Here is a 26781-nt window from a genome sequence, read left to right on the forward strand (position 1 = left end):
TCTTGTGCGTGGCGTGTCCGTCTTGGAGATTACCATTTCCTCGCGGTTCACGCCGTGCACTCATCGGCTTCCCGGCCGCCGCCGGCCGTCCCGGGACCCGCGGGGGAGTCCTAAGGAAGCGTTAGGAATTGGCTGTCGCGTTGGCTGCCGCCGGTGGCGGGACTACCTTGGTTGAGGCCCTCGAAGCATTGTGTGGGGGCCGCCAACGCAAGAGGAGGAACACCCATGGGCCAAGCCGCCCTGGACAACATGAAGAAGGCGCCGCGCCGCGGCGCCCGCGTCAAGGACCCGATCGAGGCAGCCGCGACCCGCAAGGCCGTGAGCAACATCCTCAAGGGATCCGCCGGAAACCTCGTGGAGTGGTTCGACCTCTACGTCTACACGGTATTCGCCGCGTACTTCCAGTCGCACTTCTTCAACTCGACCAACGAGCTGCAGGCAGGACTGGAGGCGATGGCCGTCTTCGCCACCTCGTTCCTGATGCGCCCGGTGGGTGCCTGGTTCTTCGGCCGCTACGCCGACCGCCACGGCCGCAAGGCCGCGCTGACCCTGTCGGTGACCATGATGAGCGCCGGCTCGTTCGCCATCGCGATCCTGCCGACCCAGGAAGCCATCGGCATGTGGGCCATGGTCCTGCTGGTCTTCGTGCGCCTCTTGCAGGGCTTCTCGGTGGGCGGGGAGTACGGCACCAGCGCCACCTACATGTCAGAGGCCGCGACCTCCAAGCGCCGCGGGTTCTTCTCCTCCTTCCAGTACGTGACCCTGATCGGCGGCCAAATGCTGGCCCTGCTGGTGCTGGTCATCCTGCAAAACACCATGAACCACGAGACGCTCACCGCGTGGGGCTGGCGCATCCCGTTCGCCATCGGCGGCGTGGCCGCCCTGGTGGTGTTGTGGCTGCGACGCACCATGGAGGAAACCGTGTCCGCGGAGCAGGTTGCCGCGGCCAACAAGCCCCTCGCCGCGGGCGAGGCACGCCCGGGCACCATGAAGCTGCTGTTCACCCAGTACTGGAAGCCGCTGCTGGTCTGCATCGGCATCACCCTGGGCGGCACCGTCGCGTTCTACACGTACACCAACTTCATCCTGAAGTTCATGAATGACACCTCCGGCATCCCCAAGACGCAGACCTCGCTGATCAACTTCTGGGCGCTGTTCATCTTCATGCTGCTGCAGCCCGTTTACGGCATGATCTCGGACAAGATCGGCCGCAAGCCGCTGCTGCTCTGGTTCGGCATCACCGGTGTGCTCTTCACCTGGCCGCTGCTGTCGATGCTGGCCGGAACCCAGAACCCGGTCTACGCCTTCCTGCTGATGATGGGCGGGCTGGTCATCGTCGGTGGCTACACCTCGATCAACGCCCTGGTGAAGGCCGAACTGTTCCCGGCCTCCATCCGCGCCCTCGGCGTGGGCCTGGGCTATGCGATCGCGAACTCGCTCTTCGGCGGCACCGTTCCGCTGATCGGCGCCGCGCTGCAGAAGGCCGACCGCGTGGATTTGTTCTTCACCTATGTCACCGTGGCGATCGCCATCTCGTTGCTGGTCTACGTCTTCGCGCTGAAGAACAAGAAGACCACGCACCTGGATGACGAACAGGGCCACGCCTGGACCGGGAAGAACCCGGACGCCGAGGCGCCGGCTGCCAAGGACTCGGACGACGACAAGAAGGAGCTCGTCGACGCATAGTCCCGCGGAGCGCCATCCGCACCAAAAACCACCCGCCTGCGCGCGTCCCAACGTGCAGGCGGGTGGCTTTTCCGTGCCCGGCAAGGCGGGTTTCCGAAAACCTTGATTAAGCTCTTGCTTATATAAGTGGGAGTTGTAGTATGGGAACGTGCATGCATTTGAAGTCCTGGGCGACCCGACCCGTCGCCGTATCCTCCAGCTGCTGGCCAACGGAGAGCAAAGCTCCGGGGCCATTGCCGGACGCATCCGGGACGAATTCGGGATCACCCAACCCGCGGTCTCGCAGCACCTGAAGGTGTTGCGGGAAAGTGGATTCGCCTCGGTCAGGGCCGCGGGAACCCGCAGGCTCTACGCCGTTGCCTCCGAACCGCTGCGCGAGATCGACACCTGGCTCGAGGACTTCAGGCACTTCTGGGACCAGCCGCTGGATGCGCTGGAAACAGAGATCGCCCGCGGAAAACGAGAACGGCGGCTGGCCGCTTCGGCCACCGAAGACCCACAGAACCCACCCGAGGAGCAACAATGATCGACATTGCAACCCAGATCGGTGCCATCGACCGGACGGTCTCCCGGCGGACCGAAGTAGACGGAAGTGAAATCGTCTCGGTCCTGGCGCGCCGAACCTACAAATCCGATCCCGCCGACCTCTGGGACGCGTTGACCAACCCGGAGCGGATCCCGCGCTGGTTCCTTCCGGTCAGCGGTCAGTTCCATGAAGGTGGCACCTTCCAGCTGGAGGGAAATGCCGGGGGCCGGATCCTGGAATGCGCACCGCCCGCTCGCCTGAGGGTCACCTTCGGTGGCGACGACAGCCTCGTCGAGCTGCGCCTTGCCGCGGGCGAGGCCGGCACCACGACCCTGGAGCTGGAGCACACCGTCCCGCTGGCCATGGCCCAAAGCGGTGCCGGGGCACTGTGGGTGGGTCCGGGCTGGGACGGAATGTTCCTGGCCCTGGGACTGTTCGTGGATGGAATCGTGGCCGAGGACCCCGCCGCGGCCGCGCTTTCGCCCGAGGCACTGGCATTCTCCGAGCGTTCGGTTCGGGCCTGGGGCGAGACGGTGCGCGAATCGGGCACTGCCACCCCCGAACAACTCGAGCAGGCGCTGGCCATTTCCCTGGCCCAGTTCGCACCCGGCGCTGAAGACCCGGCTTCCACCTAGGTCCGCGGGGCCACGGCCACAAGCAAAAGCCACCCGCCCGACGCGTGTCCCAACGTGCCGGCGGGTGGCTTTTTCGTGCGCAAAGGCCTCAGGAAGATCCGGGGTCCGGCCCGCGGGGCAGGTCCAGCTGCCCGGCGTGGAAGTCGAAGTGATCGGTGGGGTAGGCGTAGAGCTGCGCCAGGGTCATGCCCCGGGTGAAGAACGGGTCCCAGCGGGTCGGGAAGGGCATGGCGCGGGCCAGTGAGGCAGGGGACTCGGCCGCGAGCTTCCTGCCCAGCACCGCCAGGACCCGATGGAGCTTTGCGGCCATCCGGTGCCGGTTGTAGAAGCGGGCCGCGGCCTTCGAACCCCAGAAATTGACGGCATCGAAGGGGACGGTTGCGGCATCCAGGACGGCGGCGAATCCGGCGGACACTGGCGCCGGCAATCGGGAGCACACCCGGTGAAGCGGCAACAGGGCGCGTGCCACCATGTAGCCAAAGACCATGTGGAAGAGGAGTTCCTCGTTGTTCCAACGGGTCCCGTTGCTGGAGCGGCCGAGGTCGGACGGGGACGCATGTGCCAACCAGTCGCGCAATTGGTGCTCGGCGCGGGCGTACTGGGCGAGGATGCGTTCCCGGTCCTGGTCCATGACTGCCTTTTGGCTAGGCGCGGGCGTTGGGTGCAGGTGCCGGGAGGACCGCCCGGATGGCCCGGCGCAGGTCGTCAATCCCCGGCTGGCCGGCGAGTCCCGAGGCCGTGGGGTAGACCCGGCAGGCCACGGCCGGTGCGGCAGCGGAGGCAAAGAGGTCGGTGCCGTCGAGGCTGAAGCTGGGAGAGCCGTGGAAGTCGTATCGTTCGGCCTGGTCCTGGGTGGTGATTTCACGAACCTCGACCGCATTCGTGATGCCCTCGAGCCCGAGGGCACTGTCGAAGAGTTCCTTGGCGGTGCCTGAATTCGGGCATCCGGGGATCACAAGCAAAACTAGTTCCATGTCTTCAGTATCGCGCGTTTCGCATCCAGCGGCAGCGCAACGTGGCACGGAACACCGGCACCCCGGGCCCGCACAGAAGACGGACCCGGAGCGCAGTGGTCCGGGAAGCGGTGGAAGGTGAGTGGAACTAGCCGTTGAAGGTGCCCGGGAACGGGCCGGTGCGCCCGTCGCGCTCCAGCGCATCGAGGGCGGCGACCTGGGCGGTGTCCAGGTCGAAGCCGAACAGCTCCAGGTTCGAGGCCATGCGCGAGGCCGTGACCGACTTCGGGATCACCACGTTGCCCTGCTGCAGGTGCCAGCGCAGGATGACCTGGGCCGCGCCCACCCCGTGGGCAGCGGCGGCTGCCAGTACCGCCGGGTCATCCAGCACGGCGCCCTGGGCCAGCGGGCTCCAGGCCTCGGTCGCGATGCCGTGGGCGCGGTTCACCGCGGCGGTTTCGCGGTTCTGCAGGAACGGGTGCAGCTCCACCTGGTTGACAGCCGGCACCGTGCCGTCGAGCCCGATGACGCGCTCGAGCTGTTCGGGCAGGAAGTTGGAGACCCCGATGGACCGCGTCAGCCCCTCGGCGCGCAGTTCCTCCAGCACCTGCCAGGATTCGAGGTACGCCTCGGTGTCGGTGCCCGGCCAGTGGATCAGGTACAGGTCCACGTGATCCAGGCCCAGCTTGTCCAAGCTTGCGGCCAGCCCGCCACGGGTCGTTTCCCTGCCCAGGTCGGCCAGCCAGAGCTTGGTGGTGACAAAGAGTTCCCCGCGCGGCAGTCCCGATGCGGCCAGCGCCCTGCCGACCCCGGACTCGTTGCCGTAGATGGCGGCGGTGTCGATGCTGCGGTACCCGGTTTCCAGCGCCGTGGACACCGCTGTGGTGGTCTGTTCGTCGGGAACCTGGAAGACCCCGTAGCCCAGCTGCGGCATGCTGGTTCCGTCGTTGAGGGTGATGGTGGGGATGGTGTTTGTTGCGGTGTTCATGGTGGTGGCCCTTGGGTTGTGTGGTGAAAGACGATTGGAGTGGGTATTAGCCGACGCTTGCGGAAGCGCGTTCGGAAACCCTTGGCTTGGCCTTGGCATGTTCGCCGCCGGGCATGCGGGTGGCGATGAGCATGACCGCCAATCCGGCAGCGGTGATCCCCGCTCCGGCCCACAGCGGGGAGGTGTAGCCCAGGCCCGCGGCGATGGCCAGGCCGCCGACCCAGGCGCCGAGCGCGTTGCCCACGTTGAACGCGGCGATGTTCGCGCCCGAGGCGAGGGTGGGTGCGTGGGCCGCGTGGTTCATGATGCGCATCTGCAAGCCCGGTACCGTGGCGAAGCCGATGCCGCCCATGAGCAGCAGGGCGACGATGGTGGCGATCTGGTTGCCGGCCGTCAGCGCGAAGGCGACCAGGACGACGGTGAGGATTGAGAGCACCGTGATCAGTGTGGCGGCCAGGTTGCGGTCCGCGGCGCGGCCCCCGAGGATGTTGCCCACGAACAGGCCGACGCCGAAGAGCACCAGCAGCCAGGGAACGGATGAGGCGGCAAATCCGCTGACCCCGGTGAGCGTGAAGGCGATGTAGGTGAAGGCGCCGAACATGCCGCCGTAGCCCAGGATGGTCACGAGCATCGACAGCCAGACCTGCGGGCTGCGGAAGATGCCGAATTCGGCGAAGATTCCGGTGCGTGGGGAGCGTGCCAGGTTGCCCGGGACCAGGGCAATGAGGCCGATGAAGGCAATGATGCCGATGGCGGTGATGGCCCAGAAGGTTGAGCGCCAGCCGGTGGCCTGGCCCAGCAGCGTGCCGAAGGGGACGCCGAGCACGTTGGCGATGGTCAATCCGGCAAACATGAAGGCGATGGCCCCGGCGCGCTTGTTGGGTGCCACCAGGTCGGCGGCGAGAACCGAACCGATGCCGAAGAAGGCGCCGTGGCACAGTGCCGCGATGACGCGGCCGACCATGACCAGCTCGTAGCTCGGGCCGGTGGCACTGAGCAGGTTTCCGATGATGAACAGCAGCATCAAGAACAGCAGGGATTTCTTGCGGTCCAGCCGGTTGAGCAGCGCGGTGAGGATGATGGCGCCGATGGCCACGGCGAGGGCGTAGCCGGAGATGAGGTAGCCGGCGACGGTTTCGGTGACCCCGAAATCCGCGGCAACCTCGGGCAACAGGCCCATGATGACGAATTCGGTCAGGCCGATTCCAAAACCGCCCAGGGCAAGGGCGTAGAGAGCTATGGGCATGGTGAACCTTCGGTGTCTGAGGGTTGAAAGAAGGTGCGGAGGGTTTCCCCGCATCATTCGTTGCGTCTGCAACTACTTGCTAACGCAATGATTGCACACGCGTTATATCAGCGCAAGGTGCTACGCTTGAAGGGTCGGAAAACAAGAGGAGCATCACCCATGGGGATCAAGGACGACGCAGTGCAGGTCCGTGCACAGGGCTGGCGCACGCTCGCCGCGCTCCACAACCTCATCGAAGGTGAGCTTGAGCGTGCCCTGCAGGCCAAGCATGGCCTGTCAGTCGTTGAGTTCACGGTGCTCGATGCCCTGAGTCGGCAGGACGGGTGGCACATGCGCATGGCCCAGCTCGCCCGCGCCGCCGCACTGTCTTCCAGTGCCACTACCCGCTTGGTGACCCGGCTCGAGGACCGTGCCCTGTTGACCCGCATCCTGTGCCAGGATGACCGCCGCGGAATCTATACCGAGCTCACGCCCGCGGGGGAGCAGCTGTGGGCCGAGGCCCACCCGACCCACGATGCGGTGCTCAGGGAAGCGCTCGAAAACGCCGCCCGGGTTCCGGAGCTGCAGGACCTGGTCACCGCGGTCGCGCCCGACCCCAACGCCTAGTGGTCATTAACCCAAGTTCGTCGGGGGTTCAGGTCCAGGCGGTCGGGTCATTGAAGTAGAGGCCGCAGGCGGTGTCGAGGGCTTCCTCGGCGCTGCCCAGCGGAAGTCCGCTGGGCAGCACCGAATCGTCGTAGTCGTCGTGGCTGGCGCGGTAGATCGCGAATCCCCAGACATGCGCCGATCCGCCGTAACGCAGCCGGCACAGCTTCTGCATCGTCGGCTCCGCGTCCCCGGCGGTCCGGGCATCGACATAGGCGAAACGGCCCCTGAACCGCAGCTCGATGTCGCGGATCTGCGGCCACCGCTCCCTCGCCCGGATCAGCAGGCGCTGCTCGAGGGAGGTCTTCGTGGAGTCGGGGATCACGGCCATGGTTCGTATTCTTCCCCATTTTCCTCCGTTTGCACCCGCCTCCCGGCGGCCTGGTTGACGACGGGGCGGTGCGGGGTGGATAACGGAAACATGGCCATGAAATCCCCGTTTCCGATCCATCTGGATCCCGCCGAGCAGCGGGTGCTGGAATACCGCGCCCGCGGCTCCAAAAGGCCCCACCGGGAGGTGGAGCGCGCCCGGATCATCCTGGCCGCGGCCCGCGGGGAACCCCTGGCCCGGATCGCCACGGCCCTGGGCATCCACGTGGACACCGTCCGCAAGTGGTGCAAGCGCTTCGCCGCCGAGGGGATGCGCGGGCTGAAAGACCGGCACCGCTCCGGGCGCCCACGGGTCTTCACCCCGGTGCAGGTCGCCGGGATCAAGGCGCTGGCCTGCACCCCTCCGACCGAGAAGGACCTGCCGTTGTCCAGGATGACCACCGGTGAGATCAGGGACCTGGCGGTGGCCGAGCACCTGGTCGACGGCATCAGCCTCACCACCATCTGGCGCTGGCTGGATCAGGACGCCATCAAGCCGTGGCAGCACCGCTCCTGGATCTTCCCCCGGGACCCCGACTTCGCGGCCAAGGCCGGACGCGTCCTTGACCTCTACGCACGCACCTGGAACGGGCAACCGCTGGGCCCGGAGGACTATGTGGTCAGCGCGGATGAGAAATCCCAAATCCAGGCCCTGCACCGCCGGCACCCGTCCCTGGCCCCGGGCCCGGGACGGGCGACGCGCATCGAGTTCGAATACTCCCGTGGCGGGACCCTGGCCTACCTCGCCGCCTACGACGTGCACCGGGGACTGGTCGCGGGTTCCATCGCCCCGAGCACCGGCATCGCGCCGTTCATGGCGCTGGCCGGCCAGGTGATGGCCGCCGAACCGTATGCCTCGGCCCACCGGGTGTTCTGGGTCGTGGACAACGGGTCCTCGCACAACCGGGCCCCCTCCATCGCCCGGATGTCCGCGGCATGGCCGAACGCGACCCTGGTGCACCTGCCGGTGCACGCCTCCTGGCTGAACCAGGTGGAAATCTACTTCTCCATCCTGCAGCGCAGGGCCATCGCCGGCGCCGACTTCCCGGACCTGGACGCCCTGGCCGAGCGGATCATGGCCTTCCAGGAACGCTACAACGCGACGGCGGACCCCTTCGACTGGAGGTACACGCGGCACGACCTCAACGACTACCTCCACCGGCTGGCCGCGCACGAACCCGGGCTTGCCGCCTGACCCCCGACGAACTTGGGTTAATGACCACTAGCCAGCCTTCCGATTCACGCCAAACCCCGCCGCATCATCGGCGAGCTCGGGCAAGATCCGTGACGTTCCGTGTGCCCGCATGTCCGCTCGATGACGCCCGGTGACTTCCCGCGGCATACGAGGCGGCGTTCCGGCGGTGGCGGTGACGCTTCATGACAACGTGCTTCGGTCGGTGACGGGCCGGATGCGCAACCCCCTTCCCGGTTCCTAGAGTCAAGTCATTGATTCGACGCGAACCTTCGAAGGAGCCCACCCGCATGAGCACCACCGCCCTTGACACCGACGCTCTTCCCCGCACCCCATGGAACGGGAACGCCGGCGAGAACGAACTTGAACACTGGTCATCCATCGCCCGCACGGTTGCCGATGCCCTCGCCGTTGATGCGCTGGCCCGCGACGCCGCGAACCAGGACCCGTTCAGCGAGGTTGGCCTGCTGCGGGATTCGGGGCTGCTGAACCTGCTGGTCCCGGCCGAATTCGGTGGGGCCGGCGGACACTGGGAGTCGGCCTTCGCGGCGGTGCGCATCATTGCGGCGGCCGACGGGTCGATCGCCCAGCTGCTGGCCTACCACTACGCCAACCAGTCCAGCATCGCGTTCTATGCCGATCCTGCGACCCAGGGGGAATGGTTCGCCCGCAGTGCCGCCGAAGGCTGGCTCTGGGGCGACTCGGTGAACCCCGTTGACCCGGACCTTTCCCTCACCGCGGTTGACGGGGGCTACCGGCTCAACGGGCTCAAGCGCTTCTCCACCGGTTCTTCCGTGGGGGACGTGATCGTCATCAATGCCGCGGTGTCGGGCGGGGAAAAGGACGGCAAGATTATCGCCTTCGTGCTCGAACGAACCCGCGAGGGACTGGAACTGCTCGGGGACTGGGACCACCTGGGCCAGCGGCTTTCGGCCTCCGGCTCGGTGAAGTACCACGACGTGCTGGTGGCGCCCGAGGACGTGCTGGGCGAAATCACGCCCGATCCCATCGTCACGCTGCTGACCCCGGGGCTGCAGCTGGCCTTCGGGAACTTCTACCTCGGCATCGCCGAGGGCGCACTGGCGGCCGGACGCAGGATCCTGCTGGAGCGCAAGAACACCTGGTTCCTTTCCGCGGCCGGCAGCTACGCCCAGGACCCGGTCTTCCAGCGCACCATCGGGGAGCTGAAGGCACGCACCGCCGCCGTGGGAGCCCTGGCCGAGAAGCTCAACCGCCGCTTCGACACCGAGGTGGGCCGCGCCGGCGCACTCGATGCGTCGCAGCGCGGGGCTGTTGCTGTGGCCATCGCCGAGCTCAAGGTCGTCGCCACCGAGGTGGCCCTGGAGGTGGCCAACCGTGTCTTTGAGGTCACCGGAGCCAGCTCCACCAAGAACGACGTGGGACTGGATTTGTTCTGGCGCAATGTGCGCACGCACTCGCTGCATGACCCGGTGGACTACAAGAAGATCGAGGTCGGGGAATACTTCCTGCACGGAACCAACGCCCCGCTCTCGCTCTACACCTAAACCGCGCACCCGCACCCGAACCACGAAGAGGAGCACCCGACATGGGAACCACGACCCTGAACCCTCCGCGACTGCAGCGACTGCGCGAACGCTTCGCACCGCTGTTTGCCAACATCGCCGCCGGCGCCTCGGAACGGGACGCCACCCGCACCCTGGCCCGCGAACAGATCAAGGACCTGGCCGCCTTGGGCTTCGGTGCGCTGCGCGTACCCGTTTCCCACGGCGGGGCAGGTGCCACGCTGCCCGAGCTCTTCGCGCTGCTGACCGACCTGGCCGCATCCGATCCCAACATCGCCCAGGCGCTGCGCGGGCATTTCGCCTTCGTCGAGGACCGGCTTGTCGCACCCGTTGGCCCGGGCCGCGATGCCTGGCTGGAGCGCTTCGTCGCCGGCGAGCTGGTCGGCAACTCCTGGACCGAGATCGGCACCGTGGCCCTGGGCGAGGTCAACACCAAGGTGGTGCCCGACGGAAACGGCGGCTTCACCGTGACCGGGCAGAAGTACTACTCCACCGGCAGCATCTTCGCGGACTGGATCGACACCTACGCCGAACGCACCGACACCGGCCAACGAGTCATCGCCGTGGTCAAGGCCCACCAGGACGGCGTGGAACTGGCCGATGACTGGGACGGCTTCGGGCAGCGCACCACCGGCACGGGCACCGCGACGTTCACCGGCGCGGTGGTGGAAGCCGGGCACGTGATCGACTTCGACAGCCGTTTCAAGTACCAGACAGCGTTCTACCAGGGCGTGCTGCTGGCGGTGCTGGCAGGCAGCGCCGCTGCGGCCGAACGCGATTTCGCCGCCGAACTGGCAGCCCGCTCGCGGACCTTCAGCCACGGGGCCGCCGCGTCGGCCAACGAGGACCCGCAGCTGTTGCAGGTCATCGGCGAGGTCTCGGCCGTCGCGTTTGCCGCGGCAGCCACGGTCGACTTCGCTGCCCGATCCCTGCAGGGCGCCTACGAGGCGGCCCTGGCTTTGCGCGCCGGGGACATCGACCTGGCGGCCGAGGAAGCCGCCAATGACGCGGCGGAGCTGGCCACCGCGCAGGCCCAGGTGGTGCTGACCCCACTGGTGGTCAACGCGATCTCGCACGCCTTCGATGCGCTGGCGGCCTCGGCGACCAGCGTTTCCAGGAACCTGGATCGGCACTGGCGCAACGCCCGCACCGCCGGGAACCACAACCCTTGGGTGTTCAAGGCGCGGGTCATCGGCGCGCACTCGGTGCACGGCCGGGCGCTGCCGCGCATCTGGGCCATCGGTGCCTCGGGCGGGTCAACGGGCAGCAAGTAGCCACGGGCCCGGGCACTTGGGAAACGCAGACGGGCGGGAGGGGTGCGCAGCCGCGCGCCCTTCCCGCCCGTCTTGGCGCGGTGGACCTAGTCTTCGGCGCCCAGGTAGGCCAGGTCCTCGTCCTCGGGGTCCTCGTAGCTGACCTCGAGGCCCGCAGGCTCGGCCACGGCGAAGGCCACGAGTTTCTTGAGCACGGAAGGAACGCGCAGGTGGGTGTCGCGTTCGAGCAGGCCTTCCTCAACCATCAGGTCCAGGGCGAGCTGGGTGAGCGGCACCTCGGCAAGGCCGCCATCCTCCAGCGTCGCCAGGGCCACAGCGAGTTCCTTGGCCTCGATGCCCTCGTCGATCCCGGAATCCAGGAGGACCGACGAGACCAGGTCGCCAAAGAGGTCGGTGTCCTCCGGGTCCTCGTCGTCCTCAAGTCCGGCCGCCGTTGCAATGAACTGCATGTAGAGGCTCAACGCCACGTCCCGCACCAGGTGCATCAGCATGTCCTCGCGAGCCGCCCCGGACAGGGAATCCAGGGGGCGGTTCATGGTCGCCCGCCGCGAACCCACTTCGATGATGCCGATGCGCACCAGCGCTTCCCAGAACAGGTCAAGCTGGGGGATCTGCTGCGCGCTGGTCGCCTGGAAGGGTGCATCCTCATAGAGGTCGGCATCATCCGAGATGGCACCGACTCCCCGCGCCGCAACGCCGAGGGCCGCGGATGCGCCCTCGATGTCCTTGCGCGTGAGCAGGCCGGTGGAAGTGACGTCGCGCTTGTCCCCGAACCATACGAAGAATGCCTGTAGGTGCGCTGCCAGCGGCAGAGCCAGCAGGGCATCGCGCGTCTTGGCGCGGGACAGGGCAGGGACCTCGAAAACCCGGTCGTCGAGTTCGGCCTCGGTTTGCTCGTCCGCGGTTTCCAGCAGCTCTTCCTGCACCTCGTCGAACAACCGGTCGCTGCCGCTCCAGAGGTCCGAGTCGTCCAGATACAGCAGGTATCCCATGACGACCTGCAGGACGAAGCCGAAGTCCTCCTCCGGGTGGTCGAAGAAGTACTTGCCCAGGGCCACCCGCGTGGCGAAGGGATGAAGCTCGGTGGCAACCTGGGTCTTGGCGGCAACGAGGTAGTTTTCCAGGAATTCCCGCAGCACCGGCAGCGGGTCGCCCAGCTCGGGCAGCGAGGTGTTGGCGCGCACCCATTTCATGAACCCCGCAGCCACCTGGTCCCCGCCGGTGCGTGCGCGGAACTCGTCGATGCTGATGATGTGCCCGGCCGCCCCGGCCCGTGCTGGGTGCCCCTGCTTGGCCTTGTGGGAGGTGGGTTTCTTCTTCTTGGACACGGACTCTCGCATTCTCGGTGTTGGGGGCGGGCAACTGCTCACCACAGTACAACGGATCGATGCCCGGGAAGGGACGGGAATGCGTGGACTTGGCGGGCGGTCTCGTGGGAGATTTGGATGGTGGATGACATGAGCGCCGAAATCGAATTGAAGACGCTGGACCGTGCCCGGGAACAGCTCGGTGCGATGCTCCGCCTGGTCGAAGGCGGCCAGGTGCGTTGCAGCGCCGCCACCAAGAAGCCCTCGGCCGCGACCATGCGCCTGTTGTCCGAGATCCTGCCCGGCGGCGACTTCTACCCGGGGGAACACATCTCCGCCTTTGCCTGGCCGTTGCTGCTGCAGGCCGGTGGATTGGCGGCCGGGACCAAGCTGGAACTGACCGCCCGGGGGCGGGCGGCGATCAAGAAGGACCCGGACGAGGTCCTGCTGGGGCTGTGGGACAGGTGGATCCGCGGCGGGGTGATTGACGAGCTCAGCCGGCTCGAGGCCATCAAGGGCCAGAAGCGGACCAACACCCTCTCCAGCCTGAAGATCCGCCGGGGAAACGCTGCCGATGTCCTCGAGGTGCTGGACACAGGCGATTTCACCCCGATCGAGCCCGCATTCAACGCCCTGTTTCCGTTCGGCTCGGGCTTCAGCACCGTGCGCAATGAACGGGCCGCCTACAAGTTGTACATCGGCGAGCCCGAATACGGCAGCCTGGGCTTCGGGCACATCGAGTTCGAGCGGACAGTGGATATGCGCTACCTGATGGCGCTCCTCTTTGAGTAGGCCGCGACCCTGGGCCTGGTCGATGTTCGTTACGTCGATCCCGAGTTGGCGATGGACGACGTCGATGACTTGTGGGGTGCCCAGGGATTCAAGCGGCTCAGCCGCTACGACGGGCTGCGTTCGGTTCGCCCGACGGCATTGGGCGAACAAGCCAGGGCGTAGCCAAACGCGGGCGGGCACCGGATCACCGGTGCCCGCCCGCGGCTTGTGCGATGTCCGGGTGTTACTTCCTGGACCTGGACTTGGACTTGGCCTTGCGGGCGTTGACGATCTCCATGACCTGCTCCTCGGCGTCGATGCCGGCCTTGATGCCGCCGGGAACCTTGAAGAAGAAAACGGCGCCCATGCCCCACCAGACGAAGAAGATCAGCCACGGCTGCCACGACAGCGAGGCGGGCATGCCCGGCATGTACAGGGAGAACAGTGCCAGGGTCAGCACCGTGGCGGCGATGCCGATGATGATGCCGCCCTTGCCCTTGCCTCCAATGCGCAGCGGACGATCCATCTGCGGTTCGCGCTTGCGCAGCACCAGGAACGTCACTGCCACCAGGAAGTAGGCAATGATGATGCTCGGTGCGCCGCCGTCAACCAGCCAGCCGAGCATTTCGACGCCGAAGAACGGTGCAAGCATCGAGATGCCGCCGATGAACAGCAGCGCGTTGTGCGGGGTGCGGAACTTCGGGTGCAGGGCGCCGAACCATGCCGGCAGCATGCCGGAACGGGCCAGCGAGAAGACCAGGCGCGAGGCGCCCAGCAGCAACGAGTTCCACGAGGTCAGGATGCCGGCGATGCCGCCGGCGATCAGGATCTTGGCCATGATGTCGGAGCCGAACAGTGCGCCCATGGCATCCGCGGTGGCGATGTCGGTCTTGACCAGCTCGCTGGCCGGCATCGCCGAGGCGGTGGTCAGCACGACCATGACGTACCAGATGGTGGCCAGCACGACCGCGATGACCACGAGCCTGCCAACCTGGCGCGGCGGGATGTTGACCTCCTCGGCAGACTGCGGGATGACGTCGAAGCCGATGAAGAGGAACGGGACCACCATCAGCACCGCGAAGTAGCCGCTGACCCCGTTGTTGAACATCGGGAACATGTTCTCGGTGTTGCCGCCGGTGACGGAGCCGAAGAGGAGCAGGGCACCGATCAGCAGCAGGAAGATCACGGTAAAGGTCTGCACGATGCCGGCCTGCTTCACGCCCAGGATATTGATCAACGTGATCAATGCCCCGGCGACCACGCCGACCAGCGCCCAGGTGAGATGGACCTCGTACCCGGCGATGGTCCACAGCGGGATCCGACTCAGGCCGGGAACGATGTATTCGATGGTGCGCGGGAGCGCCACTGCCTCGAACGCCACGATGGTGACGTAGCCGCCGGTGATGGCCCAGGAACCAATGAACGACGGACGGGGGCCGAGCGCACGCAGGATGAAGTTGTGCTCGCCTCCCGCCTTTGGCATTGACGAGGTCAACTCGGCGTAGGTCAGCCCGACGATGGCCATGATGACGCCGCCGGTGAGCATGGCGAGGATCGCTCCCATGGTCCCGGCGCTGGAGAGCCAGCCCCCGGTGAGCACCACCCAGCCGAAGCCGATCATGGCGCCGAAGCCCAGGGCGAGGGCGTCGCGGTTGCCCAGCGTCTTGGCCAGCGTGTTCGCCGGTCCCGACTGGGGCTTGAAATCTGTAGTCATAAGTGGTCACTCCTTCGTGCCTTCAACGGTGCAGTATGTCTGAATGACGTGATCCAGATCCATGTGCAGATCGCCGACCACGGCCCTGCCCGTTGTGTCTGCGCCCAATGCGGTCGGCCCCGCCGCATGCATCGTTCCATTGGGCGCTCTGCGGGGGCCGCTCAACGCACGCTCAAAGCAGTTTTGTGCCGGCGGTGAAGTGCCACACATTTGTGAAATGTGACGTGTCGCCCATGGTCTTCGGGGTCCGGAACCGACGGGAGTGCCTCGCGGGGGCGCTGTGCCGACGCGTTGGTGGTGCAGGTGGGTGAGGACGCCCGCGGCTGTTTGCGGGTGCCGTTGGCCATCACAGCTGTCATGGACGATTCATGATCTTTGGGTCTTCTGCGGGCAGGCCCAAGGGGACAGACTTGAAACATGAAAATTACCTCCGCACGGCAATCGGTTTCTACCGGTGCAGTTCCGTCGAGCCGCACGGCACTGGAACTGAACGCAGTGCACAAGTCGTTCCGCACGAACCAAGGCAGGATCGAAGCCGTGGCCGGAATCGACCTGCGCGTGGGCACCGGCGAGATCGTCGCATTCCTGGGCCCCAACGGCGCGGGCAAGACCACCACGATCGACATGATGCTCGGGCTGACCACGCCCACCTCCGGCACCGTTTCGGTGTTTGGCCGGGACCCCCGCACCGCGGTTGAAGCCGGGCAGGTATCGGCCGTGCTGCAGACCGGCGGGCTGCTGCGCGACCTTTCGGTGCGTGAAACAGTCACGGCGATCGCCGCATTGCACGGGGCCAAGGACCGGATCGAGGAGGTCATGGAGCGCACCGAGATCTCCTCGCTGGCCAGGCGCAAGGTCTCCAAGTGCTCGGGCGGCGAACAGCAGCGGCTGAAGTTCGCGCTCGCCCTGCTCCCCGACCCGCAGCTGCTGATCCTTGATGAACCCACCGCCGGGATGGATGTCGCGGCCCGCCACGCGTTCTGGGACACCATGCGGCAGGATGCGCTCGCCGGGCGCACCGTCCTGTTCGCCACGCACTACCTGGAAGAGGCCCAGGACTTCGCCGAACGCACCGTGCTGATCGGCTCCGGCCGCGTGCTGGCCGACGGGCCCACCGCGAAGCTGCGTGAAATGACCGGCGGACGGGTGGTCAGTGCCATGCTGCCTCCCGGCAGACCAACGGCACCGGCACTCGCCGCCCTGGAAGCAGTGGGGCAGGTGTCCTCGGTGCGGCTGAACGGGCTGCGGGTCTCGGTGACGGGACCCGACTCCGACACCGCGGCACGGATGCTGCTGAATGAACTGGCTGCCACCGACCTGGAAATCACCGCGCCGACCCTCGAAGCGGCATTCATGGCACTGACCGGAGAAGACTCATGAACCCGACCTATGTCCGCATCGAACTCTTCCGCCAGTCCCGCGACATCGGGAACCTGATGTTCATGGTCTTGATGCCCATGGTGATGTACCTGCTCTTCGGGAACACGTTTGGCGGCGGGGACCAGCCCGCCGGGAACGGAAACGTCAAGTTCTACGTGATGGCCTCGATGGCCGCCTACGGGGCGGCCTTGGCCACCACCTCGATCGCCGGGACCGCCGCCACGGAGTCGATGCTGGGCTGGGGCCGCCAGATTGCGCTGACCCGGATGAAGCCCTCCGGCTTCGTGGCCTCCAAGCTGGCCGTGGCGTTGATCGTGGCCACCGGCTCCGCCGGGCTGGTCTTCGCCGTTGGCGCCGGGACCGGTGCACGGGCCGACACCCCGTGGATCTGGACGGCCAGTTTCCTGGTCTGTGCGTTCGGTTCCGGGATCTTCGCGCTCTACGGGATGGGTGTCGGGATGGCCTTCAAATCGGAAACCGCCCTGGGCGTGGCCAGCGGAGGCATGGTGTTCTTCGCGTTTTTCGGCAACGTCTTCATGCCGCTGAGCGGAACCATGCTGGACATCGCGCGCTTCACCCCGATGTACGGGTATGCCGGACTGGTCCGCTACCCGTTGACCGAGGGCTTCGGGGCAGGGGAAGGCGCCGCAGCGGATTCGGTGGGCGTGCTTGTTGCCAACGCGGTGGCATGGACGCTGCTCTTCGCGTTGCTCGCGCTGTGGGCCGTTCGCCGTTCGCGCATGCGGCAATGAGCCGGGCCGGGGCCGGAGGGGAAACGGTGCGGTCCCCATCCTCGGTAGACTCGTACACATGTCGGTTTCGGAACTTTCCATCAGCACGCAGAACTACCTGAAGGTCATCTGGGGCCTGTCCGAATGGTCCGACGACCCCGTCACCGCAACGGACATCGCCCAGAAATCGGGGCTGCGGGTTTCCTCGGTCTCCGACGCGGTGCGCAAGCTGACCACCCAGGGACTGGTGAGCCACGCCCGCTACGGGGCGGTGGAACTGACCGAACTGGGCCGCAAGTACGCCCTGGACATGGTCCGGCGGCACCGGCTGCTGGAGACCTTCCTGGTCGAACACCTGGGCTACGACTGGGACCAGGTCCACGACGAGGCCGAGAACCTGGAACACGCCATGAGCGACTTCATGGTCGAACGCCTCGATGCGTTCCTGGGCCACCCGTCCCGCGACCCGCACGGGGACCCGATCCCGAGCGTCGACGGGGTGCTCACGGTGCCCGACGCGGTGCTGCTGAGCACCGTGGAGCCCGGGCTGCGGGTCGTGGTGGAGCGCATCAACGACGAGGACCCGGAACTGCTGCAATACCTCAGCGCGCAGGGCGTCGTGCCGGGGGTGGGCCTGGTGGTAGCCGAGGCCGCACCCTTCTCCGACGCGGTGCAGCTGCTGGTCGCCGGCGGCACGGCAACCATCACGCTGGGCCGCCAGGCCGCCGACGCACTGCACGTCTCGCGCAGCTAGCCCCCGATTCGCGCACCTTCCGGCGCCCGGGTCCCGGCTTCCGGGGTGCGGCGGCGGCGCGCCGAGGCGAAGATCCTGCGCCCCAGCAGCCCCTGCGCGGGAGCAAAGAGGTACACCAGCGCGAACACCGCGCCCTGGACCAGCACGATCATGCCGCCCGAGGCGGTGTCCAGGTAGTAGCTTGCATACAGCCCGATCACCGAGCAGGCGACCGAGATGGCCGGGGCGATCAGCAGCATCCGCCCGAAGCGGTCGGTGAGCAGGTGCGCGGTGGCCCCGGGGATGATCAGCATCGCCACCACCAGGATCACGCCCACCGCCTGCAGCGCCACGACGGAAGTCAGCGCGAGCAGGCCCAGCAGCGCCGCACCCAGCAGCCGCGGGTTCAGGCCGATGGCGTGCGCGTGGGTCGCATCGAAGGCGTAGAGCGTGAAATCCCGGCGCCACAGCAGCAGCGCCGCCAGGGCCAGCGCACCCAGGATGAGGATCTGGAGCACCTCGGCCTTCGAGACCCCCAAGAGGTTCCCGAAGATGATGTGTCCCAGGTCGGTCTCCGAGGGGGTCACCGAGATCAATACAAGTCCCAGCGCAAAGAGCGTGGAGAACACGATGCCGATGGCCGCGTCCTCCTTGATCCGGCTGGTGTCGCGCACCGCGCCGATCAGGCCCACGGCCAGGAAGCCGAAGAGCAGTGCACCGATGGCGAAGGGCACCGAGAACATGTAGGCCAGCACGACGCCCGGGAGCACCGCGTGGGAGACCGCGTCGCCCATCAGCGACCAGCCGATGAGCACCAGCCAGCAGGAGAGCACCGCGCAGACGGCAGCGGCGGTCACCGCGGTGGCCAGTGCGTTGGCCATGAAGCCGTAGCCCAGGGGTTCGATGATGATGTCCAGCAGGTTCATGGGTTTTCGTTCCGTCCCAGTACGTCCAGGCCGAAGGCCAGGGCAAGGTTTTCCGGGCGCAGCACGGTGTGCGGGTCCCCGTGCATCAGCACCTTCTGCATCAGGAGCACCGCCTCGTCGGCCAGCGCGGGCAGGGCGTGCAGGTCGTGGGTGGAGACCAGGATCGCGGCCCCGGCCGCGGCCTGTTCGCGCAGCAGCCGGGTGATGGTTGCCTCGCTCCTCTTGTCCACCCCGGCGAAGGGCTCATCAAGCAGCAGCACCGATGCGCCCTGGGCAATGCCGCGGGCGACGAAGGCGCGCTTCTTCTGCCCTCCGGAGAGCTGCCCGATCTGCCGGTGCGCATACCCGGTCAGCTCCACGCGTTCCAGTGCCTCGGCGACGGCCAGCTTGTCGGCCTTCGCGGGCCGGCGGGTGAATCCCATGTGCCCGTAGCGGCCCATCATCACCACGTCGTGCACCGAGACCGGGAAGGACCAGTCGACGTCCTCGGACTGCGGCACGTACCCGATGGCCGCGGACTTCCGGGCCTGGGCGGGGGTGCCGCCGTTGATGCGCACGGTTCCGGCCTCGGGCTTGACCAAGCCCATGATGGCCTTGAACAGCGTGGACTTGCCCGATCCGTTCATGCCCACCAGCCCGCAGATCCGCGAGGGGTGCAGTTGCAAGCTGGCCCCGTCCAGGGCCAGGACCTCGCCGTAGCGCACGGTCAGGCCGGCAGCGTCCACCGCCGGGGTGCTCACTTGGTGCCCCCGGCCAGCGCCTCAAGGATCACGTCGGAGTCGTGGCGGATCATCTGAAGGTAGGTGGGGACCGGGCCGTCGGCCTCGGAGAGCGAGTCGACGAACAGCGTGCCGCCGTAGGCCGCGCCGGTTCCCTGCACGACCTGCTGCATCGGGGCGTCGGAGACCGTGGATTCGCAGAAGACCGCCGGCACCTGGTTCTCCTTGACGAACTCGATGACCGAGACGATCTGCCGCGGGGTGGCCTGTTGTTCGGCGTTCACTGCCCAGATGTACTTTTCCTTCAGCCCGGCGTCGCGGGCCAGGTAGGAGAAGGCGCCCTCGCAGGTCACCAGCGCCCGCTCGTTTTCCTTCAGCCCGGCCAGCCCGTCGAGCAGGTTTTCCTGCAGGGCCTTGAGCTCGGCGGTGTAGGCGCTGGCGTTGGTCGTGTAGTGCTCGCGGTTTTCGGGATCCAGCTCGATGAAGGCGTCTCGGATGTTGGCCACGTAGTGCTGCACGTTGACCGGGCTCATCCAGGCGTGCGGGTTGGGTTTCCCGGCGTTGGCGTCCTCGGTGATGTCCATGACCTCGATCCCGTCGCTGAGCACCACGTGGGGCACGTCTAGCTCGGCGACGAATTTGCCGAACCAGGCCTCGAGGTTCAGCCCGTTGTCCAGGATCAGCTGGGCCTTGGAGGCCTTGGCGATGTCCTGCGGCGTGGGCTCGTAGCCGTGGATCTCTGCCCCGACCTTGGTGATGGATTGGACCTCGAGCTTGTCGCCGGCGACGTTTTGGGCGATGTCGGCCAGCACCGTGAAGGTGGTCAGCACAACCGGGCGGTCGGAAGCGCCCTGGGCGGGTGCGGTGCCGGGGGAGTCGCAGCCGGCAAGCGTCGCGGTGAGCGCGATCGCAGCGAGGGTAGCTGCGAGGCTGCGGCGCCAGCGGGGAGTCGCGGCACGGAGGCGTTGAGGATTCGTCATTGAGGTCCTAAGCGGTGCGGGGTGTCGAGCGGGTGAAAAAGAACGGATATCCCATGTTACGTCATGACGTAGATCGATGTACGTCTTGACGTAACTTTGTGACCCGGTGCCCGCGCGAAGGGCAACTGCAGCAGGATCCGGGGCCCTGGAGCGCGATTCCGCGAGCTACCGACCGGTATCCGGAAGAAACCATTGATGTGGTGCGGGCACCGGCATAGAATCGCCCGTGGATCCACATTCATACACCACTCTTGATTGGTTGGAGTCGTCATGCCCAAGCCCGAGCTGCCCGTGGGATCGCCCTGCTGGATCGATCTGCTGACATCGAACCCGGAGAAGTCCAAGGAGTTCTACAAGGAACTCTTTGGCTGGACCTACGAGACCGGGGACCAGGAGAAATACGGCGGCTACGTCACCGCGTCCAAGGATCAGGCGATGGTCGCCGGAATCATGAAGAACGAGGGAACCTCCGGTTCCCCCGACACCTGGACGACCTACCTGCGCGTGGATGACATCGACGCCGCGGCGAAGTCCGCGGCCGAGCATGGCGGACAGGTCTACCTGCAGCCCATGGAAGTGCCCGACCAGGGCAAGATGGCGATGTTCGGGGATGCCTCGGGGGCGGCCATCGGGATCTGGGAATTCGGCGGGCACACCGGGTACCAGCTGGCTGCCGAAAACGGGGCACCGGCCTGGCACGAGCTGTTCACCCGGGACTTCGCCCCGGCGGTGAAGTTCTACCAGGACGTCTTCGGCTGGAAAACCGCGATGGTCGGCGACACCGACGAATTCCGGTACACCACCCTCGGGGAAGGCGACAACGCAAAGGCCGGAATCATGGACGCCAGTTCGTTCCTGCCCGCGGGGGCCCCGGCCAGCTGGCACGTGTACTTCGCGGTCGACAACGCCGATGACGTCGTTGCCCGGACAGTGGCCCTGGGCGGGGCGGTCATCCAACCCGCGGAGGATACGCCCTTTGGGCGCAACGCAGCGCTGACGGATCCCACCGGTGCGGAGTTCTGGATCACCCAGGACATCGGCCAGGGCAGCTAGCTTCGGGAACCGCCGCAACGGTTTCCCGCTTGGGGGATTCATTGACGTCGGCGCCCGTTGCTTGGGGCGCGAGGCGCCGGCGTCAATGGAGGATTGGTTGCCCGCCGGGCCGCGGCGATGGCAGGGGAGCGGGCCGGGGCCATCAGGCTAGGCCGGGACGGAAACCCGCAGCATCGCCTCGATCTTTCCGCGGCACCCGCCGCAGCCGGTGCCCGCCCGGCAGGCCGAACCCACCTCGGCAACCGTGCCGCAGCCTTCCTCGACTGCCCGGGCCACCTGGCCATGGGTGGCGCCGGTGCAGCGGCACAATTGGTCATCGGCACTTGCCGCGGCCAGCGATTCGGGCATGCCCGGGTCATCGAGCCGCAACAGCGTGGAGCGGTCTTGGGGCAGCGCGCTGCCCCGCTCGAAGGCCAGCACCAGCTCGGCGCCGGTGCGCGGCAACCCGATCGCCAGGAACCCGGTGAGCACCTCGTCCTCGGTGACCAGCTTCAGGTATTGGCCCGCCTGCGGATCGGCAAACACGCTCACCCGGGCCCGGCCCCCGTCCCACGGGCCGGCCATCACGTTCCCGGCAACCACCAGCTCCAGGCCCTGGCCCTTGAGCATCAACACGTTCGAGGCCCCCTGGACCGGTGCCGCGGTGCCGGGATCCAGCGGGCGGCTCGGCTCGTCGGGTGCAGGTGCCCGGTGCTTCAGCAGGAAATCGGCCAGCCAGGCGGCCTGCGCCCAGCCCGGCGCCAGCAGGCCGGCCGGTGCCGCACCGGCAACCTCGGCGCAATCGCCCAGGGCGAAGACCCGGTTCTCGGTGTCGGCCACCAGGTGCTCGTTGGTCTGGATGCCCCTGCCCACCTTCAGCCCGCAGCCGGCGGCCAGCTCGGTGCGTGCGCGAACCCCGCAGGAGAGCAACAGCGCATCCCCGGCGATCTCGCCGTGGTCCTCGGTCGCCAGCGCGGTGAACCCGGCTGGATTCCGCCGCACGGCGGTGGCCCTGACCCCGGAAACGACCTCGACGCCGGCGGCACGCAGGGAACGGGCCAACAGCATCCCGCCATCGGGGTCCACGGCGCGACCCAGCGGTGCGGGGCCGTGGTGCACCAGCACCGGCCGGTGCCCGGCCTCGGCCATGGCCAGGGCAGCCTCGATGCCCAGGATGCCGCCGCCGAGCACCAAGACCCTGCCCCCGGAAACCAGCACATGGTTCAGGGCAGCCGCGTCCTCGAGGGTGCGCAGCGCCATGACACCGGCGGGCAGGTTGGCCTCGGCATGCGGGGCGAAGTCCAGCCCGTTCAGCGTCGGGACCACCGGGCGGGCGCCGGTGGCGAACACCAGCCTGTCGTAGGCCAGGGTCCTGCCCGAGTCCAGGAAGACCAGCCGCCGCGAGCGGTCCACCCGCAAGACTGATTCCCCCAGGTGCAGCCCGACGCCCGCCTCGGCCAGGCGCAACGGGTCGATCATCCCCAGGTGCCCGGCGGGAGTCGCGCCGGCGGCAACCTCTGCCAGCAGCACGCGGTTGTAGGCGGCGTGCTCCTCGGTGGAAACGACGTCGAGGGTGAACAAGCCGTCGGCAAGGCCCGGAAGCAGGCCCTCGATCAGCGAGGCTGCGACCGGGCCGAAGCCGATGACGAGAAGGCGTTCGCGGATTTTCTGGCTCATGATTCATCTCCCAGGGCGTGCAGGGACACCGAAGCGTTCTTGAATGCGGGCATCGCGCTGATCGGGTCCACCGCCGAATCGGTCAGCAGGTTGGCGTTCTGCTTCCCGGCAAAGTGGAAGGGCAGGAACACGGTGTCCAGGCGCACCGCGGTGGTGAGGCGTGCGCGGGCCACGACTTCGCCGCGCCCGTTGCGCACCGCGACGCGTTGGCCCTCGGCGATGCCGTGGGCGAGTGCGGTGGCGGGGTGGATTTCCAGGCGCGTCTCGGGGGCCGCACCAGCCAGCTCGGCGACCCGGCGGGTCTGTGTCCCGGATTGGTAGTGCTCCAGCAACCGTCCTGTGACCAGCGCCAGCCGCCCGGCGGAGTGCAGGTCCCCGCCGGAGGCGCCGGGGAACACGGCGATGAGCCGGGCCCGGGCATCCGGGTGCGCGAAGCCGTCCAGAAAAAGCCTCGGGGTGCCCGAGCGCTGCCCCGGCACGCGCGACACGGCGTGCTCGGCGGAGCAGGGCCAGTACACCGCGGCCCCCGCGTCGAGGTCGTCCCAGTCGACACCCGAGTAGTCGGCCAGGCCTCCCGCGGAGGCGAGGCGCAGCTCCTCGAACACCTCGCGGGCGTCGGCCGAGAACGTGCCGGGGGACTCCAGCCGCCTGGCAAGTTCGGCCAGGATCCACAATTCGCCGCGCGTCCCCGTCGGTGCTTCCAGGGCCTTGCGCCGGCGCAGCACCCGTCCCTCGAGATTGGTCATGGTGCCCTCCTCCTCGGCCCACTGCAGCACCGGAAGGACCAGATCAGCCTCGGCCGCGGTTTCCGAGAGGAAGAAGTCGCAGACCACCAGGAAATCCAGGCGGCGCAGGCCGGCCAGGACCTTGGATGCGTCGGGGGAGGAGAGCACGGGGTTGGAGCCGTGCACCATGAGCATGCGTGCCCCGGACTCGGTGCCCAGGGTGTGCAGCAGCTCGGTGGCGGGGATGCCTGGGCCCGGAATCGTCTCGGGGTCCACGCCCCACACCTTGGCAACATGTGCGCGGTCGGCGGGATCGGTGATCTTGCGGTAGCCGGGCAGCTGGTCGGCTTTTTGCCCGTGCTCCCGGCCGCCCTGGCCGTTGCCCTGCCCGGTGATGGTGCCGAACCCTCCGCCGAGGGTTCCGGGCAACCCGAGCAGCAGGGCGATGTTGATGGCCGCGGTGGTGGTGTCGGTGCCGTTGGTGTGCTGTTCGACCCCGCGCCCCGTCAGGATGAACACGCCCCCGCCACCGGTCTTGGCGGCGGCAGCTGCAGCGGCCAGTGCGCGGGCGGTGCGCCGGATCTCGGTTGCAGGGACGCCGGTGGTTGCTGCGACGCGTTCGGGCCACCACCCGGCAACCGAGGCACGCAGTCCCGGCAGCCCGTTGGTGCGGTTCGCCAGGTACTGATCGTCGACCAGGTTCTCGGCCAGCAGCACGTGGGCCAGCCCCAGCAGCAGCTGCAGGTCGGTGCCGGGGGTGGGCTGCAGGTGCCAGCCGGATCCGTCGGCGCACAGCTCGGCGGTGGGGGAGCGGCGCGGGTCGACCACGATCAGCCCGCCGCAGGCCCGGGCGTGCTCCAGGTGGCGGACAAACGGCGGCATGGTCTCGGCGACGTTGGAGCCCAGCATCAGGATCATCGAGGCGGCATCCAGGTCCGCCAGCGGGAAGGGCAGGCCGCGGTCCAGGCCGAAGGCCCGGTTCCCGGCGGCTGCCGCGGAGGACATGCAGAAGCGTCCGTTGTAGTCGATGCGGGCGGTGCCCAGGGCCAGGCGGGCGAACTTCCCCAGCTGGTAGGCCTTCTCGTTGGTCAGCCCGCCGGCGCCGAAGACCGCCACCGCGTCGGCCCCGTGTTCCCGGCGAATGTCCGCCGCGCGCTGCGCCAGCACATCCAGTGCCTCGTCCCAGCCGACCGGTTCGAAGCCGCCGTCCGCGGCGCGGCGCAGCGGGGTGCGCAGGCGTTCGGGATGGTTGAGCAGGTTCCCCGCGCTGTATCCCTTGCGGCACAGGGCACCGCCGTTGGTCTCGAAGTCGCGGCCGGCCAACAGCACCGGCTCGCGCGCCTCGGCGCCCGGGCCGGGGTCCAGGCTGATGCCGCATTGCAGGGCGCAATAGGGGCAGTGCGTGGGCGTGGTCCTGGTGTCAACGGCTGAGGCTGCCATTTAGATGCTCCGCCCGGCAAAGCCGGTGCCGCGGCGGATGTAGCAGAACCAGAGAAGGAACATCAGGGCCGCGTAGAGGGCCACGAACAGGATGAAGGCCGCGGTGTAGGAACCGGATTTGGACAGGGAGAGCCCGAGCGCCTGCGGGATCAGGAATCCGCCGTAGGCGCCGATGGCGGAGATCAGCCCGAGCGCCGCGGCACCCTTGCGTGCCGCCGAGACGTTGCCGGTTCCGGTTCCTGCGCGCAGCGCGAAGACGACGGGGATCATCCGGTAGGTCGATCCGTTGCCGATGCCGCTGGCGGTAAAGAGCACCAGGAACAGGGACAGGAAGACCCAGAAGTTCGCCGACGGAAGGATCATGACCACGGCCAGGGTCACCAGGCCCATGACCCCCAGGGCGCCCAGGGTGATGCGCGCCCCGCCGTGCCTGTCGGCAAGCTTGCCGCCGGCGGGCCGGGCGAGGGAACCGACCAGCGGGCCGAGGAAGGCCAGGGAGAGTGCCGCCGTGCCCAGGGCGAAGGTGGAGTAGTCGGGGAAGGTGTCACGGATGAGCTTGGGGAAGACCGCGGAGAATCCGATGAAGGAGCCGAAGGTGCCGATGTACAGGGCGGCGATGATCCACAGGTGCGGTTCCTTCAGGCAGGCCAGGGCACCGCGGACATCCGAACGGGCGTTGGACAGGTTGTGCATGTTGCGCTTGGCGCCCCAGGCGGCCAGCAGGATCAGCGGGATCCAGATCAGCCCGGCCAGCGGCAGTTGCAGGGAACCCGCGGCGAAGACGGTGATGGCGATGGGCACCAGCAGCTGGGCCACGGCCGCACCGAGGTTGCCGCCGGCGGCGTTCAGGCCCAGCGCCCACCCCTTCTGCGAGGCGGGGAAGAAGTAGGTGATGTTGGCCATCGAGGAGGCGAAGTTGCCGCCGCCGAATCCCGCAAGGCCCGCCAGGGTCAGCAACGCCCAGAAGGGGGTCGCGGGGTTTGACACCGCCAGGGCCAGGCCGCCGGCGGGTATCAGCAGCAACAGCGCCGAGACAATGGTCCAGTTGCGTCCGCCGAAGCGCGCGACCATGAAGGTGTAGGGAATCCGCAGCGTGGCACCGACCAGGCTGGGCATCGAGATCAGCCAGAAGAGCTGGCTGTTGTCCAACTCGAATCCCGCGGCCGGCAGGTACACGGCGACGACGGCAAAGAGCTGCCACACCACGAAGCCCAGGAATTCGGCGAAGATCGACCAGCGAAGATTGGTGCGGGCGGTGGCCCTGCCGATGCCCTCCCAGAATGCCGGGTTTTCCGCATCCCAGTTGTGTACCCAGCGTCCCGGACCCATCTCGAGACCGGCGTGCGTGGTCGGCATGCCCGTGCGATGTTGTTCTTGTTCTAGCTGTGCGCTCAAGGCGTATCGTCCCCTCGTCCCTGGTGGTTGATGCCTTAAGCATCCCGGGGGGAGGTTTCACTTGGCCGCACTTGATGTTGCCGGAAGCGAACATGTGGATCACCGCGGCGACGCGGGCGGGGAGACGACGGAAACGCGCCCGAAACACACGCGCCACCGGGACCGGGTCACCGGCCTTTCATGACAGCAGCCG

At 67.6% G+C, this 26781-nt stretch carries 25 protein-coding genes; 12 read left to right on the forward strand and 13 right to left on the reverse strand.

Annotated features, from left to right (window positions below; genetic code table 11):
* Nucleotides 1-249 precede the first annotated feature (249 nt).
* The 3 genes from JOF46_RS05665 to JOF46_RS05675 all read left to right on the forward strand — a co-directional run bounded on the left by JOF46_RS05665 (nt 250) and on the right by JOF46_RS05675 (nt 2847).
* Complete coding sequence (locus tag JOF46_RS05665) at nt 250-1686, forward strand: MFS transporter (RefSeq protein WP_209911615.1); 1437 nt, start codon at nt 250-252, stop codon at nt 1684-1686.
* Between the two features lie 148 nt (nt 1687-1834).
* Nucleotides 1835-2212, forward strand: a complete 378-nt coding sequence (locus JOF46_RS05670) for an ArsR/SmtB family transcription factor (RefSeq protein WP_209906424.1) — start codon at nt 1835-1837, stop codon at nt 2210-2212.
* Nucleotides 2209-2847, forward strand: a complete 639-nt coding sequence (locus JOF46_RS05675) for an SRPBCC domain-containing protein (RefSeq protein ID WP_209906425.1) — start codon at nt 2209-2211, stop codon at nt 2845-2847. Before JOF46_RS05670 ends, JOF46_RS05675 begins: the two co-directional genes overlap by 4 nt.
* Before the next feature lie 88 nt (nt 2848-2935).
* On the opposite strand, the gene JOF46_RS05680 is transcribed toward JOF46_RS05675, so the two are convergent.
* The 4 genes from JOF46_RS05680 to JOF46_RS05695 form a co-directional block, all read right to left on the reverse strand.
* Nucleotides 2936-3478: a DinB family protein gene (locus JOF46_RS05680; RefSeq protein WP_209906426.1), complete on the reverse strand. Its 543-nt coding sequence runs from the start codon at nt 3476-3478 to the stop codon at nt 2936-2938.
* A 13-nt stretch (nt 3479-3491) separates the two neighbouring features.
* Nucleotides 3492-3821: a hypothetical protein gene (locus JOF46_RS05685; RefSeq protein ID WP_209906427.1), complete on the reverse strand. Its 330-nt coding sequence runs from the start codon at nt 3819-3821 to the stop codon at nt 3492-3494.
* A 127-nt stretch (nt 3822-3948) separates the two neighbouring features.
* Nucleotides 3949-4788: an aldo/keto reductase gene (locus tag JOF46_RS05690; RefSeq protein WP_209906428.1), complete on the reverse strand. Its 840-nt coding sequence runs from the start codon at nt 4786-4788 to the stop codon at nt 3949-3951.
* Between the two features lie 46 nt (nt 4789-4834).
* Nucleotides 4835-6034, reverse strand: coding sequence for an MFS transporter (locus tag JOF46_RS05695; RefSeq protein WP_209906429.1), 1200 nt, complete (start codon nt 6032-6034; stop codon nt 4835-4837).
* A 159-nt stretch (nt 6035-6193) separates the two neighbouring features.
* On the opposite strand from JOF46_RS05695, the gene JOF46_RS05700 reads away from it, so the two are divergent.
* Nucleotides 6194-6640 (forward strand): MarR family winged helix-turn-helix transcriptional regulator, encoded by a 447-nt coding sequence (locus JOF46_RS05700; protein ID WP_209906430.1) that lies wholly within the window; start codon nt 6194-6196, stop codon nt 6638-6640.
* 28 nt (nt 6641-6668) lie between these two features.
* Here the strand turns inward: JOF46_RS05700 and JOF46_RS05705 are convergent, their stop codons facing one another.
* Complete coding sequence (locus JOF46_RS05705) at nt 6669-7010, reverse strand: hypothetical protein (protein ID WP_209906431.1); 342 nt, start codon at nt 7008-7010, stop codon at nt 6669-6671.
* A gap of 96 nt (nt 7011-7106) precedes the next feature.
* Between JOF46_RS05705 and JOF46_RS05710 the strand changes: the two genes are divergently transcribed.
* From JOF46_RS05710 to JOF46_RS05720, 3 genes are all read left to right on the forward strand, one after another.
* Entirely contained in the window at nt 7107-8243 is a 1137-nt protein-coding gene (locus tag JOF46_RS05710) for an IS630 family transposase (protein WP_209906432.1), read from the forward strand.
* A 287-nt stretch (nt 8244-8530) separates the two neighbouring features.
* Entirely contained in the window at nt 8531-9766 is a 1236-nt protein-coding gene (locus JOF46_RS05715) for an acyl-CoA dehydrogenase family protein (RefSeq protein WP_209906433.1), read from the forward strand.
* A 41-nt stretch (nt 9767-9807) separates the two neighbouring features.
* A complete protein-coding gene (locus tag JOF46_RS05720) occupies nt 9808-11058 on the forward strand; it encodes an acyl-CoA dehydrogenase family protein (RefSeq protein ID WP_209906434.1) in 1251 nt (416 codons plus the stop codon).
* An 86-nt stretch (nt 11059-11144) separates the two neighbouring features.
* Here JOF46_RS05720 and JOF46_RS05725 read toward each other — a convergent pair whose 3' ends face one another.
* Nucleotides 11145-12386 (reverse strand): hypothetical protein, encoded by a 1242-nt coding sequence (locus JOF46_RS05725; RefSeq protein ID WP_209906435.1) that lies wholly within the window; start codon nt 12384-12386, stop codon nt 11145-11147.
* A gap of 129 nt (nt 12387-12515) precedes the next feature.
* On the opposite strand from JOF46_RS05725, the gene JOF46_RS05730 reads away from it, so the two are divergent.
* On the forward strand, nt 12516-13157 hold the full coding sequence (locus tag JOF46_RS05730; protein ID WP_209906436.1) for a hypothetical protein: 642 nt from the start codon (nt 12516-12518) through the stop codon (nt 13155-13157).
* Nucleotides 13158-13380: 223 nt separating this feature from the next.
* On the opposite strand, the gene JOF46_RS05735 is transcribed toward JOF46_RS05730, so the two are convergent.
* The gene (locus JOF46_RS05735) at nt 13381-14850 is read right to left on the reverse strand and encodes an APC family permease (RefSeq protein ID WP_209906437.1); all 1470 of its coding nucleotides are present in this window, start codon (nt 14848-14850) and stop codon (nt 13381-13383) included.
* Nucleotides 14851-15267: 417 nt separating this feature from the next.
* Between JOF46_RS05735 and JOF46_RS05740 the strand changes: the two genes are divergently transcribed.
* From JOF46_RS05740 to JOF46_RS05750, 3 genes are read left to right on the forward strand one after another with little or no spacing between them, the layout of a single operon-like run.
* Entirely contained in the window at nt 15268-16230 is a 963-nt protein-coding gene (locus JOF46_RS05740; protein ID WP_209906438.1) for an ABC transporter ATP-binding protein, read from the forward strand.
* Entirely contained in the window at nt 16227-16982 is a 756-nt protein-coding gene (locus JOF46_RS05745; protein WP_209906439.1) for an ABC transporter permease, read from the forward strand. The genes JOF46_RS05740 and JOF46_RS05745 overlap by 4 nt, the downstream gene beginning before the upstream one ends.
* Before the next feature lie 58 nt (nt 16983-17040).
* Nucleotides 17041-17715 carry a metal-dependent transcriptional regulator gene (locus tag JOF46_RS05750; RefSeq protein WP_209906440.1) on the forward strand — a complete coding sequence of 225 codons (675 nt, stop codon included), beginning with the start codon at nt 17041-17043 and terminating at the stop codon, nt 17713-17715.
* Here the strand turns inward: JOF46_RS05750 and JOF46_RS05755 are convergent.
* Genes JOF46_RS05755 through JOF46_RS05765 form a run of 3 tightly spaced genes read right to left on the reverse strand, consistent with a single transcriptional unit; the run spans nt 17712 to nt 20319 of the window.
* Complete coding sequence (locus tag JOF46_RS05755) at nt 17712-18620, reverse strand: metal ABC transporter permease (protein WP_209906441.1); 909 nt, start codon at nt 18618-18620, stop codon at nt 17712-17714. The two genes, JOF46_RS05750 and JOF46_RS05755, sit on opposite strands and share 4 nt — an antisense overlap.
* The gene (locus tag JOF46_RS05760; RefSeq protein WP_209906442.1) at nt 18617-19360 is read right to left on the reverse strand and encodes a metal ABC transporter ATP-binding protein; all 744 of its coding nucleotides are present in this window, start codon (nt 19358-19360) and stop codon (nt 18617-18619) included. Before JOF46_RS05760 ends, JOF46_RS05755 begins: the two co-directional genes overlap by 4 nt.
* Nucleotides 19357-20319: a metal ABC transporter substrate-binding protein gene (locus JOF46_RS05765; protein WP_209906443.1), complete on the reverse strand. Its 963-nt coding sequence runs from the start codon at nt 20317-20319 to the stop codon at nt 19357-19359. The genes JOF46_RS05760 and JOF46_RS05765 overlap by 4 nt, the downstream gene beginning before the upstream one ends.
* A 270-nt stretch (nt 20320-20589) precedes the next feature.
* On the opposite strand from JOF46_RS05765, the gene JOF46_RS05770 reads away from it, so the two are divergent.
* Nucleotides 20590-21372, forward strand: a complete 783-nt coding sequence (locus JOF46_RS05770) for a VOC family protein (RefSeq protein WP_209906444.1) — start codon at nt 20590-20592, stop codon at nt 21370-21372.
* 147 nt (nt 21373-21519) lie between these two features.
* Here the strand turns inward: JOF46_RS05770 and JOF46_RS05775 are convergent, their stop codons facing one another.
* The 3 genes from JOF46_RS05775 to JOF46_RS05785 are packed head-to-tail and all read right to left on the reverse strand — an operon-like array spanning nt 21520 to nt 26549.
* Nucleotides 21520-23028 (reverse strand): FAD-dependent oxidoreductase, encoded by a 1509-nt coding sequence (locus JOF46_RS05775; protein ID WP_245348023.1) that lies wholly within the window; start codon nt 23026-23028, stop codon nt 21520-21522.
* Nucleotides 23025-25193 carry a molybdopterin oxidoreductase family protein gene (locus tag JOF46_RS05780; RefSeq protein ID WP_209906445.1) on the reverse strand — a complete coding sequence of 723 codons (2169 nt, stop codon included), beginning with the start codon at nt 25191-25193 and terminating at the stop codon, nt 23025-23027. Before JOF46_RS05780 ends, JOF46_RS05775 begins: the two co-directional genes overlap by 4 nt.
* Nucleotides 25194-26549, reverse strand: coding sequence for an MFS transporter (locus JOF46_RS05785; protein WP_209906446.1), 1356 nt, complete (start codon nt 26547-26549; stop codon nt 25194-25196).
* Nucleotides 26550-26781 lie beyond the last annotated feature (232 nt).

Origin of the sequence: Paeniglutamicibacter psychrophenolicus (assembly GCF_017876575.1) — a bacterium.
In the GTDB taxonomy this organism is placed as follows: Bacteria; Actinomycetota; Actinomycetes; order Actinomycetales; family Micrococcaceae; genus Paeniglutamicibacter; species Paeniglutamicibacter psychrophenolicus.